Here is a 20,447-nt window from a genome sequence, read left to right on the forward strand (position 1 = left end):
ATTTAGCTTTTATTATATTGTTCAGCAATCAAACTTATCAGCGCTTCTGCCAGCATCATCTTACTGCCTGTCGGTAGTTTTTTATCACCGCCATTCCAAATCACATGCAATGCGTTACGATCACTGTTAAAGCCCAGACCTGGTTGCGAAATATCATTGGCGGCAATCATTGCCAGCTTTTTCGACGCCAGCTTTTTTCTTGCATAGGCTTCGACATTTTCGCTTTCAGCAGCAAAACCGACTGTAAAAGGCGCATCTGGTAGATTCGCTACATCGTTAAGGATATCAGGGTTTTTAACAAAAGTAAGTGTTAACTCATCATTATTTTTTTTGATTTTTTGAGCGGCAACTTGTTTAGGTCGATAATCTGCCACCGCGGCGGTGGCGATAAAGATGTCAGCATCCTTGACGCTGTGCATTACCTGTGCGTGCATCTGCTGCGCGCTTACCGTGCGATGAATAGCGCACCCTGCAGGTACCGGCAGAGTGACGGGTCCAGACACCAGTTCGACCTGCGCGCCCGCCGCCACTGCAGCTTGTGCAATCGCATAGCCCATTTTGCCTGAGCTGTGATTAGAAATATAGCGAACTGGATCAAGCTCTTCACGTGTAGGTCCGGCGGTGATCACCACCTTTTTGCCCTGCAAAACCTGTGCAGTCGAGGTGGTTAACTGGTTGACGATATCCATCGGCTCAAGCATTCTGCCTACGCCCACATCACCACATGCCTGTTCACCGTCTGCTGGCCCCAGTATAGCAACGCCTCGCTGCTGAAGTATGCTCAGGTTTGCCTGCGTAGAGGGCGCTTTCCACATCTGTTGATTCATGGCGGGCGCCAACACAACTTTTGCTGTGGTCGCCAGATATAAAGTGGTGAGCAAATCGTCAGCCAATCCATGGGCCAATTTTGCCATACAGTGGGCGGTAGCGGGGGCAATCAGTAACAGGTCAGCCCACTTAGCCAGTTCAATATGGCCCATCGCCGCCTCAGCGGCGGGGTCCAGCAAGGTATGATGAACCGGATTTCCAGACACCGCCTGGAGTGACATTGGGCTGACGAACTCTGCCGCACCTTTAGTCAGCACTACACGGACGTTCGCGCCCTGTGCGGTAAGCTTGCGCACCAGATCCGGGGCCTTGTAGGCTGCAATACCCCCGGTTACGCCAAGAAGAATATGTTTATTTGCCAGCAACATGTTGTACGTGCTTTCAATAAGAAATTGGCATAAGCCTATCACGACTTCCTTAAGCTGTGTAGTCAGACACTCAACTGTCTCTTTGAGCAGGCTTAATCGCAGCGTGTTTGGCGTAAAATCAAGCTTTCAAAAATGGAGTGACGATGAGCATACAACACTGGCCGCTAATGGAACGGCCCAGGGAAAAACTGTTAAATCTGGGCGTAGAAACGTTATCTGATGCAGAATTACTGGCCATCATGATTGGCAAAGGGCTCAATGGAAAATGTGCTGTGACCGTGGCGCGGGAGTTACTAAGTAAGTTCGGTAGTATACGTGGCGTGATGACAGCATCAAAAAGTCAGGTGTGTGCTATTGCAGGCGTGGGCGAGGTCAAGTTTTGCTTGTTAAAAGCGGCGGTTGAATTGGTTACCCGACAGCTAGGAGAGCCATTGAAGGTGCGCGAGTCATTTAATCACGCAGAACACGTTAAGCGCTATTTACTGGCAAAATTAAAGGATCAGCAATCAGAACAGTTTGGGTTACTGTTGCTGGATAGTCAGCATCAAATGCTGGCATACAAAGTTATGTTCAAGGGTACCATCAACAGTGCCGCGGTTTATCCCAGAGAAATTGTTAAACAGGTGATTGAAGACAACGCGGCGGCGGTAATTTTAGTACATAACCATCCTTCGGGGATCGCCGAGCCGAGCGACGCGGATGTGCGTATTACCCGGCAAATAAAATCAGCACTTGAACTTATTGATGTGGCGGTACTCGATCACATTATTGTCGCCGATATTCATACCACGTCTTTTGCACAGCGGGGGATAATATAAAACTACCCGCCCAGGTCAGACACAATGATATACTCGGCGCGAACCAAATAATCAGGATTCATTTTGACGGATAACAAAAGCAACTTAAATCTGGTGCTGGTGGTCGATTCATTAGCCGGTGGTGGCGCTGAGAAAGTCGTCATTGAACTGGCCAGAGCTATTCAGCAACTTGGGCATAATGCAATTTTAGTGAGTCTGACCAAGAGCGCGACTTACGATATCCCAGCAGATATTCCGGTGTTTTTTGTTTATCAGGAGCGTAAAAAAGCGCTGCATAGTGCCTGGCAACGCCAACGCCATGCCCAGAAGATGATGGCGACACTCGACGAGATTGAGAAAAATGAGGGCGTAGTTCATACCATTTTTTCTAATCTGGATTATAGCCATTACATTTTGAGTGCCTGTAACCTGCCAAATGTGTACTACGTTATTCATAATGCCATTAATCAGACCCTGCAACGAGCGCGTAGAATGGGCCCGTTAAAATGGTGGCGTCAAAAGCGACTCTTTTCTGCGCTTGAGGGAAAAAAACTGATCACTGTATCTGACGGGCTTAAAAATGAAGTGCAAAACATCGCTTTGTTTAAGCCTGCGCAAGTGACGCGCATCTACAATCCGTTCAATATCGCTAAAATTCGTCAGCTTGCAGCAGAAGATAATGCACAGATACCGCACAGCCCCTATATCATCCATGTGGGAAGATATGCCAAACAAAAACGCCACGATGTGCTCTTTACTGCCCTGAAGCAATTACCTGAAGAGATAAAACTGGTCTGCCTGGGGGCAAATCAGAAAGGGATAAATAAGCTGGCAGAAAAAATGGGCGTGAATGATCGAATTATTGTGCCTGGATTCCAGCAAAATCCCTATCCGTGGATAAAACAGGCAAAATGTTTGGCCTTAAGCTCGGATTTTGAGGGGCTCTCAATGGTGGTTGCTGAAGCATTAATTTGCCAAACGCCTGCGGTATCGACAGATTGCCCGTTTGGGCCGAATGAACTGCTCACAGGCAAGCTGAACGACTATCTAGTGCCAGTAGCGGATGCTGATGCATTGGCGGCGGCGTTAAAAAAAGTGATTCAACAACCCGTCCCCATCGATCCATCGCTGTTGATGCACCTTGATCATCTGAACATTGCACAGCAATATGTAACTATTAGTCAACATGGAAGATAATTTTGTGACACCAATGGTGCCTTGTTTTGTCATTAATTTAGACCGTTCACAACAACGGATGGTAAATATGACATCACAGTTTTCGACGCAATCTATCGACTTCGAGCGGATCAGTGCGGTTGATGGTGCCTCGATTTCTGAGGATGTGATTGCACGGTACTATTCGTTGAGCAGTCCGTTGAAATACCATAAGCAGTTAAACAAGGGTGAAATCTGTTGTTATCTGAGCCACCGAAAGGTGTGGCAGAAAATGGTAGACGAACAGATCCCACAGGCAATTATCCTTGAAGATGATGTGGATATTGTTGGTGACTTAAGCGCTGTGGCTGATACGCTGCCATCAATGGTGGATGACTGGGATTATATCAAGTTGGCTGAACACACCCGCAGACGAGGCGTAGTACATTCGGAGTCTGTAAACCCTTTCACCCGGGTAATTTATGACAAAATTCCAGCACGCACCTGCGCCCAGGCCGTAAGCTTAAGTGGTGCCCGCAAACTGCTGGCTGCAAGTGAAAAAATTTATCGTCCTATTGATATCGACTTGCAGTATTGGTGGGAAAAAGACTTAAACATATTTGGCCTGCAGCCTTACCCGGTGAAACCTAAAGATGACGCGCCAAGTGAAATTGATAAAGTAAAGCAACGCCATAAGACACAAAAAAATACCTGGCTCAAAGTCAGGCAACAGGCTGCATTTTTAATTAACAATGCAAAGCACGTAAAAGCCAGGCTTGCCACTTTGAATAAAAAATAAAAATATATTAAAGCAATCATAAATTATGTTTTCAGTTATATTTTCGACCTACAATTCACCCGATTGGATGGAAAAAACGCTATGGGGTTTGCATTACCAAACCTTTCAGGATTTTGAGATTATTATTGCCGATGACGGCTCCACCGAAGAAACCAAGCAGCGTATCGAAAACTTTGAGCGGGAAAGCCAACGTAAAGTAAAACATGTCTGGCAGCCGGATGAGGGCTTTCAAAAAACGCGCATTCTGAATAAGGCGTTACTGGCAGCAGAAGGGGACTATATCGTCTTTACTGATGGTGATTGCATTATGCGAAATGATTTTCTTGCCGTGCATAACCATTACCGCGAAGCAGGTTACTTTCTTTCCGGCGGTTATTTCAAATTACCCATGAGCACCAGCAAAGCGATCACTCGGGACGATATTGCCCACGGCAGGCCATTTGAATTAGACTGGCTGCTCGCGAATGGCTTAACAAAAAACCATAAAACCATGAAGCTGACCGCGAAAGGATGGAGAGCCAAATTACTCAATGCGCTAACACCCACAAATGCCAGTTGGAATGGTCACAATGTTTCCGCCTGGAAAGCGGATATTTTCGCTGTTAACGGCTTTGACGAAAGAATGCAGTACGGCGGCGAGGATCGCGAATTGGGTGAGCGCATGTTCAATCGCGGAATAAAATCCAAGCAAATCAGATATTCAGCGGTTTGTGTGCATTTAGATCATGCCCGCGGCTATGTCACGCAGGAAATGCGCGACAAGAATCATGTGATCAGGTTAAGTACGAAAAGTGAAAAGAAAGTGTGGACACCCTTCGGTATCCAAAAGGCATGAATAAACCAGCCACCAGGATCCCGATTTTGATCCCGGATCGCTTTTTTTGCGAATTTTATTTGAATTAAGCTGTGATTTGCTGTATAAAATGCGCCCTCTTAATTATAGTTAAAACGTCATCTGACCCGGACAAAAAGATTGAAGGGCTCGTTTGGCGCGACAGTTATCGTTGTTCTGGAGACAAATACAATGTCAAGAGTATGTCAAGTAACAGGTAAGCGTCCAGCGGTAGGTAATAACCGCTCACACGCAAGAAACGCGACCCGTCGTCGCTTTTTGCCTAACCTTCAATCTCACCGTTTTTGGGTTGAGAGTGAAAACCGTTTCGTAAAATTACGTCTAACCGCTAAAGGTATGCGTATTATCGATAAGAAAGGTATTGATGCAGTATTAACTGACATCCGTGCCCGTGGTGAGAAAATCTAAGGAAGCGTAACCATGCGTGATAAAATCAAATTAGTGTCTTCTGCTGGTACGGGTTTCTTCTATACCACTGACAAGAACAAGCGTAACATGCCGGGCAAGATGGAAATTAAAAAATTCGATCCTGTTGTACGTAAGCACGTTATGTTTAAAGAGGCAAAAATCAAGTAATTACACTTGCTTTTGTCTCCACGAAAACCCGGTTGACGCCGGGTTTTTTGTGTTATTTTTTTCCTCTCTCTTGCTATACTGGCAGTCCTGAGTTGTTCTAACTTGCCCATTACGGGTTTCAGTAAGGAAAACGTTTGGCCAGAATATCCACCAAAGCGATGAATAACATCGTTATATTTTCGATGTTGATCATGATTGCGTTGTTCAATTTGGATACGCTGCTACCTAAGCCGTCAACGGCGCAAACACAAAGCCTGTTACCCGCCGACGCGTATATACTGAAAATTGAAACTGATGCGGGTCGAATTGAGCGCAATGGTCAGCGTTGGCGGCAAATAACCGATAACAGCGAGATCGCGATCAGTCCAGAGCAACAAATTAATGCGTGGCAAGCCGCGGTTCTTGAACCTGTCAGTTCGACTGCAACTGACTTTTCTAACAGCGCACCCATTATTGCCGTAGTCTGGTTAGCAGGTAAATCTGACGGACTTGTGTTTGCGTTCTACCAGGCTGAACAAGCCACTTTTGTACGCTACGAGAATAGCTGGTTTCAACTACAGCAATCAGCGTTAGCGACGCTTATTCCCTGGTTGTCTGATCTTACTTATCAGGATAACTAATGCCAGAATTACCAGAAGTTGAGGTTAGCCGTTTAGGCATCTCACCCCATTTAGTCGGGCAAACCATCACTTCGGTGGTTGTCAGACAACCTAAGCTGCGTTGGCCGGTAGCTGAAGAGCTTAAGCAGGCTGAAGGGCAACAAATCAAAGCGGTTAGACGCCGGGCTAAATATTTGCTGATAGACATCGGTGTTGCCCAGATTGTTTTGCATCTGGGGATGTCGGGCAAACTGCGCGTGGTACCGGCTACCTTGGAACCCATTAAGCATGATCATCTGGACATTGTGTTAGGCAGTGGCAAATGTTTGCGCTTCAATGATGCCAGACGCTTTGGTGCCTGTTTATGGCAAGCTGATGGCGAGACACTCCCCCAGCTAGAAAACCTAGGGCCCGAACCGCTAACTGAAAGCTTTACCGCACAGCATTTGTTCGCGCTTTCACGCGGCCGCAAAGCGCCGGTAAAGAGTTTTATCATGGACAATGATGTGGTAGTTGGGGTAGGTAATATCTATGCCAATGAAGCGCTGTTTATGGCCAATATCGATCCCCGTCGCGCTGCCGGCAGGATCTCGTTGCAGCGTTACCAGAAGCTCGCCAAAGAGATAAAAGAAGTGCTAGCCAGCGCCATCCAGCAAGGGGGCACCACCTTGAAAGACTTTACCCAAAGCGATGGCAGTCCTGGTTATTTCAGGCAGCATTTACGTGTCTATGGCCGTGCGGGAAAGGCATGTGAAGCTTGTGAGGGCATCATCAACAGCGTAGTGATTGGTCAGCGTAATACCTTTTTTTGTCCCCGCTGTCAGCGCTAACCGCACAGCTGCACGTTACTTTTTAAAACGCGCGATCAATGCCTTTTCCACCTCGGGATGGCAAAATTCAGTCACTTTACCGTGATGCTGTGCCACTTCTTTAACCAGCGTTGATGAGATAAACGAGTTTTCTTCAGCGGGGGTCAAAAATACACTTTCCAATTTTGGATTAAGCCGGCGGTTCATATTGGCGAGCTGAAATTCATATTCAAAGTCAGACACCGCGCGCAAACCACGGATAAGAATGGTAGCGTTTTGCTTATCGGCAAAATCGGCCAGTAAGCCAGTAAAACCCTGCACTTCTACATTCGGTAATGACACGGTCACCGCCTGAATCAATTTTACCCGCTCCTCCAGGGAAAACAGTGGTTTTTTATTGGGATTAGACGCAATGCCTACGATAACGTGGGAAAACATTTGTGAGGCACGCTCAATTAAATCAGCGTGGCCATTGGTAATAGGATCAAATGTTCCAGGATATATCGCACGGGTATGCATAATCAGGTTCCAATAAAATTTTTGAGCACCTTAACCAGAATCCTGGTTTGATGCAATCCTGTTTGTGCTTTGCGTCTTAACACTCTTGCGCTACCATACTTCAGTTCGGTTTAGGAAAAGGGAAGATTGTGCGTTCACATAGTATTTTGGGTTTGCTGCTAATGGCATCAACTGCCAGCCTGGCATCACCATGGATTGGCACCAATGACGAATCGCTACATCAGGACTTGCGGACGCTGGTGGAGTTTCAGGTGATCGACGCCGTGGCCATCAGTTATCCGGTTCCCTGGCGTGGCATCGACAGCCAGCTTAGTGCGCTTGATGTACACAACTTACCCGCACCCGCTAAACGCGCCGCCAATCGATTACTGCACTATTTAAAAAACCGGCAAACGGATGTGCTGCGCCAAATGACTTCCATCCATCTGGCGTCAGAACCCCAACGGTTTGATTCTGTCCATGCTACCTATGGACAAGAAGAAAAATTAACCCATCAGGCTGAAATTACCAGCGGCAGGTGGTCGGCAAAACTTAGTGCTAACATGATTGATGACGGCGAGATGAACCTGGATAATTCGTATTTAGCCATGCATGTTGCCGGCTGGGTATTAAAAGCCGGCGCTACCGACCAGTTTTGGGGGCCCGCTAATGACTCCAGCCTGATCCTGTCAGCCAATGCGCGTCCAGTACCTACGGTTGGCCTGTTCAGAGGCAGTGCCGTAGAATCGGAGTCGCCCTGGTTAAATTGGTTAGGTCCCTGGTATGCCAGTGCTGAAATTGGACAATTTCGAGATAGCCGGGAGATCGATGGGGCCAGATTATGGCGTGCCCGTTTTACTGCGAAGCCTTTTAAAGGACTAACTGTGGGGATGTCATGGGCTGCCATGTGGGGCGGTGCGGGTCAGCCTGATTCACTAGGTGATTTACTTGATGTGCTTACGTTTCAAACTCAGTGTATTGATGAGTTAGTCAGCTGCGATGATGAGTTAAATACCACCACAGGAAACCATATCGCCGGTTTCGATCTGGCATATTCATTTTTGCTGTTTGAGCGTCCTGTCACGGTGTACGCTCAGCGTATCGGTGAAGATGCAAAAGACTATAAAGTCACAGACAACGCCAATTTAATAGGGGTGAGTACGTATATCGGTCCTTTTAAACTGTATGTAGAAAACAGTGATACCAATATTGCCTGTAATGGCAACGACAACACGGCAACAAACTGCTATTACGAGCACAGTATCTATACCAGTGGTTACCGCCATTATACCCGCGCCGTTGGCAGTACCTACGATTCAGACGCCAAGCAGACCACGCTGGGGTTGCAGTGGCGTGGCGCTTACGGTCGCTCGGCCATGCTAAAGCTGTCTGAGGTTGAACTAAATCCCGATGGGCTCAAACCCTCTCCTGTGCTTACGGACTCACTCAGCGAGGAAGTAAAAGTTGTGAGTGGCTACTATCAGCAGCCACTGGGAAATTTTTTAGTGAAACTGGGGGCCGAGTATCAGGACCGAGAGCTTGGTACGGAAAACGAAAGTGAGGTGGCGGTCTATTTAACGCTACGTTATGCCTGGTTATAACCTTCGAGCAAACTTTGCCAATCCGCTTCATTCCAACGAAACGCGGTGTGATTACCGCGTTCTTTAATTAAGGAACGCAATAACCGATTCAAATTAGACTGTTTCCATTTGTGTCCCGTTCGTTTTCCACATCGGTCAAAATCGATTAACCACGCCTGTTGCTGATTATTCAACATAATATTCCTGACGTTAAGATCATGATGATATATTTGCGCCGCATGAAAACGCGCAATGGTAGCGCCTACGTGTTGCCACTCTTCAGGCGTAAGCGTACGTTGGCACAATATACTGTGTAAGTCCTCACTATTCGGGATAAGCCTTGTTAATAAGTCGGCACGGTAAAAAAAGCCACGTCTGGATACATAAGCTGCGATGGGGGTGGGCACTGGAAGAGCCAACGCTTTCATGGTGTTAAGCAAATTAAATTCAGCGAATGCACGTGTACGTGCCAGGCCGGTAAACAAATATTGGTCTTTGAGAAATTTACCTATCATGCCGCCGCGTCGGAAATGGCGTAAAACCCAAATGTCATTGAGTGGCTTGATAAACATCGTTGTGCCTCTGCCCTTCGCACTGCCGATCACTTTGTTTTGTCGTTGCCAATGTTTGGCACTAAAAAATGCTTTTTCGGGGCGAGGCATTATTTGTTCATCGTAAAGCGCAAATTGTCGGCGACCAATTTGTTGTTGTTTAATCGTCATTTCACTTAACTGTTATGGTAAATTACTCATTGTAACCAATTGTTCATACATTTCAGCCTTATAAGGTAGCGGTTTGTGAAAAAAATTTGTTTAATCCGACTCTCTGCAATTGGTGACGTTTGTCATGCCGTCGCGATGGTAAAGCGTATTCAACACCACTGGCCACAAACGCAAATCACCTGGGTGATAGGCAAAATTGAATATCAACTGGTACGATTGATGCCCGATGTGGACTTTGTGGTGTATGATAAAAAAGATGGGAAGGCAGGTGTTAAGCGGCTAAAAGCCACCTTGGCAGATACGACGTTCGATGCCCTGTTTGTTATGCAAGTAGCCCTTCGGGCCAATCTGGTTTCTACTGCCATCAAAGCCAAACAGCGCATTGGCTTCGACTGGCGACGCAGCAAAGAGCTACATTGGCTATTTACCAATAAACGAGTAAAACCGCGGATTAATGCTCATGTGCTGGATGGGTTTATGGATTTCGCCGATGCGATAGGGGTGCCGCAAGTTGCCACACCGCAATGGAATATCCCATTGGAGACCGAAGCAGAGGCCTGGGCGGCGAAGCAGGTCGCAGAAATAGGTGAGTTTGCTATCATTAGCCCCGCCGCCAGCAAGCAGGAACGCAATTGGTTACCTGAGCGATACGCAGGTATCATTGATCATATGCATGCGAAGTCGTTGCCAGTTGTACTATGTGGCGGGCCTGGTGAGCTGGATAGGCGTACCGCTGATGCTATTTTGTCGCACACTGATCAGGTTGCGAGAAACTATGTTGGAAAAACATCGTTGCACCAACTCCAGGCGTTAATCAAACACGCCAAACTTGTAGTAGCGCCTGATACAGGGCCGACACATATGGCTACAACCGTCGGCACACCGGTTATTGGGCTGTATGCGCACTCCAATCCGCGGCGAACGGGGCCGTATAACGATTTGGACAACGTTGTCTCTGTGTACGACGAATGTGTGCAGGAACAATATAATAAACACTGGGAAAGATTGCCGTGGGGCACGCGCGCTAAGGGAGAGCATTTGATGGAAAGAATTAGTCTTCACGCTGTTATTGAGCGGATAGACAGGCTACTAACTGACTAGAATAAGCAGCATTTTTCATTAAATTGGCTAACTTAGACGGCACTTTAGCGCTTCCCAACTACAATTATAATAACATCGCCTGAAGTGCGAGTAGCGTTGATAGGGAGCGCACTTAGTGGCTCAAATGGATCGCCTCCAAATAGCTAACAATTCAATTTACTTATGCCTGCTTAAAGCAGCGGTGTTTTGGTGCTCACTAATCGTGTCAGGCGCTTACGCGCAAACATTGACAATTATTACCAACCCCTCTGTTACACAGACAACTTTTTCACAATCCGAAATCAGACAGATCTTTAGTGCCCGCAAACAATTTTGGGAAGATGGAAGTAAAATAACGGTTTTTGTACTGGCACCAGATTCACTGCAGCATAAACAGTTCTGTCAACAGAACTTAAATATGTTTCCGTACCAATTAGAAAGGCTGTGGAATCAAATTACCTATTCAGGACAAGGCGACCCACCTTTACTAAAAAATTCGCAGGACGAGATAATCAAAGCGGTACTAACTACTCCAGGTGCCATTGGCTACGCCGATGAAAATGTTATCGAGCAAATAAAACGCAAATTACGGAATAATGCTGAATGAACAATTTGATAATTTTTGCCTGTATGTTGTTGGTTGTGACTGGCGCTGTTGCCCAGCAAACCAGTTGGCATGGATATATTTCACAAGGTGTTACTCAATCGATAAACAGCCGCTTTGTTACTGATAACGACGCAATTACCGCAGAACTCACAGAATTGGGGTTCAATGGCCGTATTCAATTTAACGCATCGCTGGCGCTGGTGGGACAATTGGTTTACCTCGATGGAGGCAACCGGTTCGAACAGGGCAGTCGCCTTGACTACCTGTTCTTGGATTGGGCGTTAATTGAAAGCGAAGTGACCTCCTCGCATTTGCATCTTGGCCGCTACAAGAATCATCACTGGTTGTACTCAGCAACCCGCGATGTGCCGCATACCCGCGACACTGCTATCCTCCCGCAATCTGTGTACTTTGATAGTTTCCGTGACATTGCGCTGGGTAGCGACGGTGCCTTCTGGCAGTCCGAGTTCCGAACTGATACCGGTTTATGGCAGTTCAACTGGAGTCTGGGACGGTCCAAGGTGAGCAGAGAACAAACCCGAGCATTTCTTGGCCCGTTGGCAAAGGGAAGTTCAAAACAGGACTTCGTACATCAGGCCAGCCTTTACTGGCAACCCGTTTCACTAAACTGGCGCTTAGGTTTGAGCTATCTCGCGTCTGATTTTTATTATGATGCAGCTCCTGTAGACACGTTTACTGACGGCAGTACCGATATAGAGCGATTTGTACTCTCATTGCAATATTTCAGTGAAAAATGGGAGCTTAGCGCCGAGCTCCTGCAAGAGCAACGTGATAATCGGGGCGGCTTTTCGCCTACCTTCAGACAATATCGTACAGGTGAGGGTGGCTACATTCAGGGTCGCTACATGTTGACACCTTCGATAAGTGCATTAGTGCGCTACGATACCTATGATGTGGATAAAAATGATCGCAACGGCACTAAGTTGCAGCAGGCAACTGGCGGCATGATCCCCGCTTACTTTGGTTACATGGACACCACAACCATAGGCTTCAGATGGGATATCGCAAGTAACTGGCGTTTGCAGGGAGAGCATCATTGGGTCGAAGGGGCTGGTAGGATTCAAGGGGTGGTTGATCCCGTCACTATCAGGTCAACCGAAGAAAACTGGCGGTTGTGGTCGATACAACTGATGTACTGGTTTTAAATGCGCTTTTCAGTCTCATTAACTACTAAAATGATGACCATCATGCTGGTCATGATCTTTACAGTGACACTGGCAATCAGCTCGCTATTGATTGTGCAGTCTAATTCGTCACTTGCACAAAGGCAGTTAGAGCAGCAGCTGGTCAATACACAAAAATTTTCGTTGTATAAGCGCCTGTTTATGCAAAACGTGCTGTTGTGGGTGGAGAGCGTGTCATCACTGGCTGACAGCGATAGGGCAGATATCAACCAGCTGAGCAGAATGATAGATACTGCCCGTGAGCCGCTGAACATGACATTGCATGTGGATGACGCGTGGCTTTACAACAACAAAAATGTTTTGCTTTACGGCAATAGTGGCAACTTACCCGTACCGGTATTTCAGAAAATAGCACAAGTCAAACAACAACTTGAGCCAATACTGCTAACAGAGTGTGTCAACGAGTGTCATTCTTATATTCTGGTACCAATTATGACTGCGCAGCGGGAAGTGGCGGTGTTTATCCTCTCAAGCAAGATGACATGGTTACTGGCGCTATTGAATGATTCAGGTAGCCTGGATGGTCACGGCATAATAAAGCAAATTAATAGTCAGACAAATAATCCTGAACTTAAACTGGTGGGCCCTACATCGTCTAGAAATAAAATATTACTCACTCAAGTACTGCAACTGCTACCTGCTGAAACTGAGGTGTATGATCTGGTGGCTAAAGGTGCCCGGGTTGCGCTAAACGAACGCGATTATCTGGTCAATGTAATACCTCTTAACGAATTTGCTACAGACGGCCATTACGTGCTGTTTGTTAAAGATATATCGGTGGCCATGCAAACCAATCGCAACTATCAGCGCGTTGTGGTCGGTAGCGCCGTAGCCATTTTCATTATCTTCTTTGCGCTGATGTATCTGTTTTTTAACAATTATCGTAGAAAGCTGTTAGATCTTAGCTTCCGCTTGCCGCTTCTAGCGCAGCATCGCTATCAGGACTTCTATTTACAAAGTGAAAAAGCCCACGTGTGGAAACACGGGAGTTTCCCGGATGAGCTGGATGTGCTGGAAAGTGTGACCCGCGACCTGGCTGAACAATTGGAAGAAATCGACAGCAAGATGGCGCTCAACACTGCGCAGCTTGAACGGATGGCCATGTTTGATAACTTAACTGGCTTACCTAACCGCAATATGCTGACCTTTCAAATCGAACAGCATCTGGCCGCCTCTGCACGAAACGGGAATAGCGTTGCCCTCATGTTTCTGGACCTTGATGATTTCAAAAAGGTAAACGACAGTTATGGGCATGATGTGGGCGATCGCTTATTGAAAGCGGCTGCGCAACGCATAGTTAAACCTATCCGGGAAACCGATATCGCTTCCAGATTTGGTGGCGATGAGTTTGTCGTGTTACTGGATAATCTGACTGACCGTGAGCAAGTTAATGTCGTTGCTGAAAAGTTACTAAAGGTGTTTGCCGAACCCCTGCAAGTGGATGATTTGCAGTTTTATATTTCGGTGAGCATCGGTATTGCGATTGCCAGACAAGCGGAGATCTCATCAATTGAGTTACTGCGTCATGCTGATATTGCTATGTACGAAGCCAAGGGAGATCACGGCGCCTCATTCAGGGTTTACGATAGCAGCATGAATTTGCGGGTGATGCAAAAGGTTGAAATGGAGTCAGAAGCGCGTATCGCGCTAAGAGAAGACCAGTTCAGTTTAGCGTTGCAGCCGCAGGTAGATCTAAAAACCCGCAAGCTGGTGGGTTTTGAGGCACTGATAAGATGGCAGCATCCTACCAAAGGCCTGATTATGCCGGGCCAATTTATACCCCTGCTGGAAAACACCGCGTTTATGTTAGAGCTGGATTACTGGGTCATCGCTCATGGTGCCCGCTTGCTCAGCGAACTCAACGGGAACGGTTTCCAGGATCTTAAATTTGCTATTAATCTGTCGTCGGCACAATTTACCGATCCTTCTTTACCGCACTTTCTGCAACAACAAATTCAGTTAAACAAGATAGACCCTGCCTGTATTTGTCTCGAATTGACTGAAACCGCATTGGTCAGCGACCTGAAACGGGCCACCAAAATTATGAAATCGATACGCGATTTAGGCTGCAAAATTGCCATCGATGATTTCGGTACGGGATATTCATCCTTGAGTTACCTTAAAGCCTTACCCACAGATTACGTCAAGATTGATCGCTCGTTTGTTGCCGGTATGCTTGATCACAAAGACGATCAGAACATCATTTTCTCTATTATCTCAATGGTCAGAAACATGGGGCTGGAGGTGATTGCAGAAGGCATAGAAGAGGCCGCGCAGTACGAAATGCTGAGCCAGTTTAACTGCCATCAGGGCCAGGGCTATCTGATTGGCAAACCCATTCCTGAAGCCAACTTATGGAATCAATTGAAGGAAAATGTCGATAATAAAATCTGGACACGTCCGTTGCCCGTATTGAACGGCAAACCATAAACCCTGGGTTGTGCGAAAAAATTTACATCAAATCAACCTTTATCGCGTTAAAGCGCACCACAAATAGTGTACGCCTACGCTGGGTTTCTTTACACTATGCACTTTTTAGCGAAACGGAGACTCCCATGTCCGAGGCATTTATTGCTCACCTGCAGACGCAAATAGACAACGTCAAAGAAGAGGGGCTGTATAAAAAAGAGCGCGTAATTACCAGTCAGCAAAAAGCGGATATCGACGTATCCGGCGGTAATAGTGTGATTAATTTTTGTGCGAATAACTACCTTGGACTGGCGAATCATCCCGATTTGATAGCCGCGGCTAAAGCAGGCCTTGAAAGCCACGGTTTCGGCGTGGCATCGGTGCGTTTTATCTGTGGTACGCAGGATATACACAAGGAATTAGAGGGCAAGATCAGCCAGTTCTTAAAAACTGAAGATACCATCCTTTACCCGTCTTGCTTCGATGCCAATGGAGGGTTGTTTGAAACCCTGCTGGGTCCAGAAGACGCGATTATCTCTGATGCCTTGAATCACGCCAGTATTATTGACGGTGTGCGTTTATGTAAAGCGAAACGCTATCGTTACGCCAATAACGATATGGCAGCGCTGGAAGATCAATTGAAACAGGCTGATGCCGATGGTGCGCGCTTTAAAATCATCGCCACTGACGGCGTATTTTCAATGGACGGTGTTATTGCCGATTTAAAAAGCATCTGCGATTTAGCGGACAAGTACGACGCACTGGTGATGGTTGACGACTGTCATGCCACCGGCTTTTTAGGTGACAATGGTCGCGGTAGTCATGAATACTGTGACGTACTGGGACGTGTCGACATTATCACAGGTACGCTGGGTAAAGCGCTTGGTGGGGCTTCAGGCGGATATACCTCGGGTAAGAAAGAGGTGGTTGAATGGTTACGTCAGCGTTCTCGTCCTTATTTGTTTTCAAACTCGGTTGCGCCGCCTATCGTGTCGGCATCTTTGAAAGTGTTCGATATGATGGCCGATGGCAGTGCGCTTCGTGAACAGCTCTGGAAAAATGCGGCTCACTTCCGTAAACGCATGGAAGAAGCGGGTTTTACCCTGGCAGGTAAAGACCATGCGATTATTCCGGTTATGCTGGGTGATGCGAAACTAGCCAGCGAGATGGCGGATAAAATGTTGGCCAAAGGTATTTATGTCGTAGGCTTTTCATTTCCGGTTGTACCGAAAGGACAGGCGCGTATCCGTACACAAATGTCAGCGGGCCATACCATAGAGCATGTTGATAAAGCGGTTGACGCCTTTATTGAAGTGGGTAAAGAGCTTGGAGTTATTCAATGAAATCATTGGTGAAGTTACATAAAGAGCCTGGTATTTGGTTAAAAGACTCGCCAAAACCTGAAGTAGGGCATAACGACCTGCTGATTAAAATTCGTAAAACCGCGATATGCGGCACCGACATGCACATCTATAACTGGGATGAGTGGTCGCAAAAAACCATCCCTGTACCCATGGTCGTTGGACATGAATATGTGGGTGAAGTGGTGGATATGGGGCAGGAAGTGACTGGCTTTAAGGTCGGTGACCGAGTTTCAGGTGAAGGTCATATTACCTGTGGACATTGCCGTAACTGTCGGGCCGGACGTCGCCATTTGTGCCGTAACACGGAAGGTGTGGGGGTTAACCGTTCAGGTGCTTTTGCAGAATATCTCACCATCCCGGCGTTTAATGCGTTTAAAATTCCTGACAATATCAGCGACGAATTGGCGTCGATATTCGACCCGTTCGGAAATGCGGTGCACACCGCGCTATCGTTTGATTTAGTGGGTGAAGATGTGCTCATTACCGGCGCCGGTCCCATTGGCATTATGGCGGCTGCGGTTGCCCGTCACGTGGGTGCGCGTCATGTGGTGATCACCGATATTAATCCGTATCGTCTGGCACTGGCTGAAAAAATGGGGGCAACCCGCGCCGTCAACGTCAGCAACACCAAACTGGAAGATGTCGTTAAAGAACTGGGCATGACCGAAGGATTTGATGTGGGTCTGGAAATGTCGGGTGTACCTTCGGCATTCCGTGACATGCTGGATAAGATGAACCACGGCGGTAAAATTGCCATGCTGGGCATCCCTCCTTCTGATATGGCGGTTGACTGGAACAAGGTTATTTTCAAAGGTCTGGTGATCAAAGGGATTTATGGGCGTGAAATGTTTGAGACCTGGTACAAAATGGCCAGTCTGATCCAAAGCGGATTGGATCTGAAACCCATTATTACTCACCAATTCGGTATCGATGATTTCCAAAAGGGCTTTGAAACCATGGGCTCGGGCGAATCTGGTAAAGTGATTCTGAACTGGGATTAATGTGGATACCTTTCATCATATTTCGGTAGCAGATGTGGCTGAACGCGGCGCGGAGGTCACGGTAGTTGACATTCGCGATCCGCAGTCGTTCGGACAAAGTCATATGCCTGGTGCGACGCATTTGTCGAATGACAACTTTGCCGCATTTTTATCTTCAACCCCAAAGCACACCCCGGTGGTGGTAGTGTGCTATCACGGTATCAGCAGCCAGCAGGCGGCGCGGGTCATCGCGGCCCAGGGGTTTGCTGAGGTGTATAGCATGGACGGCGGCTTTGAAGCATGGCGTCAACAACAACCGGTGATTGCAGAGTAGTTTGTGTCCATACCAGTCATAGCGTTTAAACATGAACCCTACGCCCGTTTATTGGCTAACTATTTAACCTCGGAAGGGTTTGATGTGAGCGTAAACGTTGAGCCAAATGGGGAATACATGTTATCCGTGCCTGAAGGCACGGATCTCAAAACCTTTCGCCAGCATTGCCTGGATTTTGTGCGCGACCCAGAGCATCCCTTGTACCAGGACATCGCCTGGCAGCAAGGTGCAGGGGTGGAGCTGGACACTAAAAGTGGAGTCAGTACTGCCCATGTTATCCGCTACATTAAAGACGTTCCTTTTACCGCGATAATTCTGTTTACCTGCCTGCTTGTCTATCTGCTTTCAATCTTTGGTCTGTTCGGAGCCGTCGCTGAGGTACTTCTAAGTCAGTCAGTTAATGTTCTGACCTACACTAACGAATGGTGGCGTCTGATTACACCTGCGCTTATTCATTTCAGTGTGCTGCATATCATATTCAATCTGTTGTGGTGGAGCATGTTAGGTGCACAAATTGAACGACAGCTGGGTACTTCCATGTTGGTGGTTATCTTTCTCATTTCAGCTGCAATCTCTAATGGCGCACAATTGTTGATGAGTGGTCCCAATTTTGGTGGCCTTTCAGGGGTTGTTTATGCGGTGTTGGGATTCGTATGGTGGGCTGGCTGGCTACGTCCATCGTGGGGCATCGGATTACCCAAAGCGATCGTAGGTTTTATGCTGGTGTGGTTGGTGATTGGCTATGCCGATGTATTGTGGGTAGAAATGGCGAACACAGCACACACGGTAGGATTGATATCGGGCTGTGCACTCGCGTTGCTACTAAGCGTGACCTGGAAACCGAAAAATTAACTTTGATACAGGTATTTGGTAAAGATTACGTCTCTGACCACTTCCGCACCGGTTTCTTTCTTCATGTGATTTTGCATCGCTTTTAACAGCGAACGACGAATGTCCTCGCGGCCAGTCAATGATTTTACCTTTTCTTCTGGCTGGCTGCCGAAAATTTCGATAGCGGTAGCACGTAAAAGTGGCATATGGTGCTCTGCCGTTTCCAGTTGATCAACATCGTGGATCATCAATTCAACCGTAACGCGCACATAGCCCAGACGTACCGCTGTTTGGCCTACATAATTAGTAACAATGTCAGGCTCCAAGCCTAAATAGGCATAATTCGCTCGTTGTTGAGCCTCAACTGCGCTGGTAAAAAGCAGAATGAACAAAAGTAAAGCTGACGCAAAATAACGGAAAAAAGGCATTGAGTGAATTTACCAATTAAAAAGAGTTAATCCAGGCATTATCTTATAGTGTAACAAACTCCTTATAGCAATCACTAGTAGGGATTTTACTTTTCCCGTCCACTTTAAAATACGCGGGTATGGTTTTAAAACTTAGCAAAATGCTAAGATAGGCCGCACTTCAACAGGATACATATTGTTTTGCTAAATAATCTTTCTTTTCCAGTGGGCCTGGATGTAGAGTGGGTGTATGCCGATCGGGTGAGCATACCCAATTCGTATTTAAAAAATTGGCTGCTAGATACAGGTTCATTGACTGAACGCTTGCAGTCGATGAGTAGACACTTTGCGTTACAAAAACTCGGACAAGCGGAACAGATGCTGCATAAATGCGAGCGTGAATGGTTGAGCAAAGAAGAGGTGAGCCGGTGGTACGTACGCGAAGTCGTTTTATTCGGCGATCAGCAGCCCTGGGTATTTGCTCGTTCGGTGATCCCACATCAACTGGTTGAAGGTGAGCTGGCCAATATAGGGTCACAGCCATTGGGCAAAATTATATTTAACGATCAGCGCTTTACTCGCAGTAAATTCCAGTTGTGCAAAATTGACAGTCATCAATTGACGTCTCTTTGCGCGGCACAACAACACCGTACATTGTGGGGCAGGCGCTCCAAATTTACATTTAATGACGTGAATATGTTGGTTGCTGAAGTCTTTCTTCCTCAAGCACCAGCGTACCTGACAGGTAACACCGATGCATGTTGAGTTAACCGCAAAAAATTTGGGCGCCTACTGGCAATTAATGCGCATGGATAAACCTGTGGGTATTTATTTGCTGCTATGGCCTACTTTATGGGCGCTCATTATTGCTGCACAGGGAATGCCGCCTCTGGTCATCACACTGATTTTTATTGCCGGTGTAGTCGTTATGCGATCGGCTGGTTGCGTGATCAATGACTACGCAGACAGGAAAGTGGATGGCAAAGTTGAGCGTACAGCACAGCGCCCAATCGTGAGTGGCAAAGTGAGCGCGACAGAGGCCCTACAGTTGTTTGCGCTGCTTATTTTTGTTGCCTTTGTGCTGGTGTTATTTTTGAACTGGCTAACGATACTCCTGGCTGTTCCGGCTGTATTACTGGCGGCCAGTTACCCCTTTATGAAGCGTTATACCCATATGCCCCAGGCCGTGCTCGGATTAGCGTTTGGCTGGGCTATTCCGATGGCATGTGCAGCGGTATTAGAAACGGTACCCGCGTGGGGTATCGTGTTATTTGTTGCCAACCTGTGCTGGACAATCGCGTACGATACGATGTACGCCATGGTAGATCGTAATGACGATGTCAAAATAGGGGTTAAATCCAGCGCGATTCTGTTTGGCCACTATGATCGTTATATTATCGGTGGACTTCAGGTGGCTACTATTGTGTTATTGACCGTGGTGGCGGAAATGCTGAAACTGACCTGGCCCGTTTATTTAAGTATTTTGTGTTGTTTAGGCTTGTTTGTACTACAGCAAAAGCAGATTGTGAAGCGGGAAAGAAAAGCCTGTTTCCAGGCCTTTTTAGATAACCATCGAGTGGGTATGGTGTTTACTGTAGGGTTATTAATGCACTATTTGTTGATGGTGTAAACAGAGGCTAGATAAC

General features: G+C 47.0%; 23 protein-coding genes. 19 read left to right on the forward strand and 4 right to left on the reverse strand.

Translation table 11 applies throughout. From position 1 onward, the window contains the following. Positions 1-2: 2 nt before the first annotated feature. The gene (gene coaBC / locus HCJ96_RS07220) at positions 3-1,196 is read right to left on the reverse strand and encodes a bifunctional phosphopantothenoylcysteine decarboxylase/phosphopantothenate--cysteine ligase CoaBC (protein WP_169210754.1); all 1,194 of its coding nucleotides are present in this window, start codon (positions 1,194-1,196) and stop codon (positions 3-5) included. A 143-nt stretch (positions 1,197-1,339) separates the two neighbouring features. Here coaBC and radC point away from each other — a divergent pair, with 143 nt between their 5' ends. From radC to mutM, 8 genes are all read left to right on the forward strand, one after another. Continuing rightward, positions 1,340-2,014 carry a RadC family protein gene (gene radC, locus HCJ96_RS07225; protein WP_169210381.1) on the forward strand — a complete coding sequence of 225 codons (675 nt, stop codon included), beginning with the start codon at positions 1,340-1,342 and terminating at the stop codon, positions 2,012-2,014. A 63-nt stretch (positions 2,015-2,077) separates the two neighbouring features. After that, positions 2,078-3,190: a glycosyltransferase gene (locus HCJ96_RS07230; protein ID WP_169210382.1), complete on the forward strand. Its 1,113-nt coding sequence runs from the start codon at positions 2,078-2,080 to the stop codon at positions 3,188-3,190. Positions 3,191-3,203: 13 nt separating this feature from the next. Further along, positions 3,204-3,947 carry a glycosyltransferase family 25 protein gene (locus HCJ96_RS07235; protein WP_281358587.1) on the forward strand — a complete coding sequence of 248 codons (744 nt, stop codon included), beginning with the start codon at positions 3,204-3,206 and terminating at the stop codon, positions 3,945-3,947. 25 nt (positions 3,948-3,972) lie between these two features. Next, positions 3,973-4,782 (forward strand): glycosyltransferase family 2 protein, encoded by an 810-nt coding sequence (locus HCJ96_RS07240; protein WP_211162738.1) that lies wholly within the window; start codon positions 3,973-3,975, stop codon positions 4,780-4,782. Positions 4,783-4,971: 189 nt separating this feature from the next. Beyond that, positions 4,972-5,208 (forward strand): 50S ribosomal protein L28, encoded by a 237-nt coding sequence (rpmB, locus tag HCJ96_RS07245; RefSeq protein WP_169210384.1) that lies wholly within the window; start codon positions 4,972-4,974, stop codon positions 5,206-5,208. Between the two features lie 12 nt (positions 5,209-5,220). Then, positions 5,221-5,376, forward strand: a complete 156-nt coding sequence (rpmG, locus tag HCJ96_RS07250; RefSeq protein ID WP_013786148.1) for a 50S ribosomal protein L33 — start codon at positions 5,221-5,223, stop codon at positions 5,374-5,376. Positions 5,377-5,510: 134 nt separating this feature from the next. After that, positions 5,511-5,996: a hypothetical protein gene (locus HCJ96_RS07255; RefSeq protein WP_169210385.1), complete on the forward strand. Its 486-nt coding sequence runs from the start codon at positions 5,511-5,513 to the stop codon at positions 5,994-5,996. Then, positions 5,996-6,805, forward strand: a complete 810-nt coding sequence (mutM, locus tag HCJ96_RS07260) for a bifunctional DNA-formamidopyrimidine glycosylase/DNA-(apurinic or apyrimidinic site) lyase (protein ID WP_169210386.1) — start codon at positions 5,996-5,998, stop codon at positions 6,803-6,805. The genes HCJ96_RS07255 and mutM overlap by 1 nt, the downstream gene beginning before the upstream one ends. Positions 6,806-6,820: 15 nt before the next feature. Here mutM and coaD read toward each other — a convergent pair whose 3' ends face one another. Continuing rightward, complete coding sequence (gene coaD / locus HCJ96_RS07265) at positions 6,821-7,303, reverse strand: pantetheine-phosphate adenylyltransferase (RefSeq protein ID WP_169210387.1); 483 nt, start codon at positions 7,301-7,303, stop codon at positions 6,821-6,823. 128 nt (positions 7,304-7,431) lie between these two features. On the opposite strand from coaD, the gene HCJ96_RS07270 reads away from it, so the two are divergent. Then, the gene (locus HCJ96_RS07270) at positions 7,432-8,883 is read left to right on the forward strand and encodes a capsule assembly Wzi family protein (RefSeq protein ID WP_169210388.1); all 1,452 of its coding nucleotides are present in this window, start codon (positions 7,432-7,434) and stop codon (positions 8,881-8,883) included. Here the strand turns inward: HCJ96_RS07270 and HCJ96_RS07275 are convergent. Continuing rightward, a complete protein-coding gene (locus tag HCJ96_RS07275) occupies positions 8,868-9,584 on the reverse strand; it encodes a 3-deoxy-D-manno-octulosonic acid kinase (RefSeq protein WP_169210389.1) in 717 nt (238 codons plus the stop codon). The two genes, HCJ96_RS07270 and HCJ96_RS07275, sit on opposite strands and share 16 nt — an antisense overlap. 75 nt (positions 9,585-9,659) lie before the next feature. Between HCJ96_RS07275 and HCJ96_RS07280 the strand changes: the two genes are divergently transcribed. From HCJ96_RS07280 to glpG, 8 genes are all read left to right on the forward strand, one after another. Further along, positions 9,660-10,685, forward strand: a complete 1,026-nt coding sequence (locus HCJ96_RS07280; protein ID WP_343034677.1) for a glycosyltransferase family 9 protein — start codon at positions 9,660-9,662, stop codon at positions 10,683-10,685. A 124-nt stretch (positions 10,686-10,809) separates the two neighbouring features. After that, positions 10,810-11,271, forward strand: a complete 462-nt coding sequence (locus tag HCJ96_RS07285) for a type 2 periplasmic-binding domain-containing protein (protein WP_169210390.1) — start codon at positions 10,810-10,812, stop codon at positions 11,269-11,271. Next, positions 11,268-12,437: a TonB-dependent receptor gene (locus tag HCJ96_RS07290; protein ID WP_169210391.1), complete on the forward strand. Its 1,170-nt coding sequence runs from the start codon at positions 11,268-11,270 to the stop codon at positions 12,435-12,437. Before HCJ96_RS07285 ends, HCJ96_RS07290 begins: the two co-directional genes overlap by 4 nt. Then, positions 12,438-14,906, forward strand: coding sequence for a putative bifunctional diguanylate cyclase/phosphodiesterase (locus HCJ96_RS07295; RefSeq protein WP_169210392.1), 2,469 nt, complete (start codon positions 12,438-12,440; stop codon positions 14,904-14,906). 125 nt (positions 14,907-15,031) lie between these two features. Next, complete coding sequence (gene kbl, locus HCJ96_RS07300) at positions 15,032-16,228, forward strand: glycine C-acetyltransferase (protein ID WP_169210393.1); 1,197 nt, start codon at positions 15,032-15,034, stop codon at positions 16,226-16,228. Next, positions 16,225-17,250: an L-threonine 3-dehydrogenase gene (gene tdh / locus HCJ96_RS07305; protein ID WP_169210394.1), complete on the forward strand. Its 1,026-nt coding sequence runs from the start codon at positions 16,225-16,227 to the stop codon at positions 17,248-17,250. The genes kbl and tdh overlap by 4 nt, the downstream gene beginning before the upstream one ends. Before the next feature lies 1 nt (position 17,251). After that, positions 17,252-17,563, forward strand: coding sequence for a thiosulfate sulfurtransferase GlpE (glpE, locus tag HCJ96_RS07310; protein WP_169210395.1), 312 nt, complete (start codon positions 17,252-17,254; stop codon positions 17,561-17,563). Positions 17,564-17,566: 3 nt separating this feature from the next. Beyond that, positions 17,567-18,415 (forward strand): rhomboid family intramembrane serine protease GlpG, encoded by an 849-nt coding sequence (glpG, locus tag HCJ96_RS07315; RefSeq protein WP_169210396.1) that lies wholly within the window; start codon positions 17,567-17,569, stop codon positions 18,413-18,415. Here glpG and HCJ96_RS07320 read toward each other — a convergent pair. Next, entirely contained in the window at positions 18,412-18,822 is a 411-nt protein-coding gene (locus tag HCJ96_RS07320) for a flagellar basal body-associated protein FliL (RefSeq protein ID WP_169210397.1), read from the reverse strand. The two genes, glpG and HCJ96_RS07320, sit on opposite strands and share 4 nt — an antisense overlap. Positions 18,823-19,002: 180 nt before the next feature. Between HCJ96_RS07320 and HCJ96_RS07325 the strand changes: the two genes are divergently transcribed. Next, complete coding sequence (locus tag HCJ96_RS07325) at positions 19,003-19,566, forward strand: chorismate--pyruvate lyase family protein (protein ID WP_169210398.1); 564 nt, start codon at positions 19,003-19,005, stop codon at positions 19,564-19,566. After that, positions 19,556-20,431 (forward strand): 4-hydroxybenzoate octaprenyltransferase, encoded by an 876-nt coding sequence (ubiA, locus tag HCJ96_RS07330; protein WP_169210399.1) that lies wholly within the window; start codon positions 19,556-19,558, stop codon positions 20,429-20,431. Before HCJ96_RS07325 ends, ubiA begins: the two co-directional genes overlap by 11 nt. The last annotated feature ends 16 nt before the right edge of the window (positions 20,432-20,447 follow it).

Source organism: Alteromonas ponticola, assembly GCF_012911815.1.
Lineage (GTDB): Bacteria > Pseudomonadota > Gammaproteobacteria > Enterobacterales > Alteromonadaceae > Alteromonas > Alteromonas ponticola.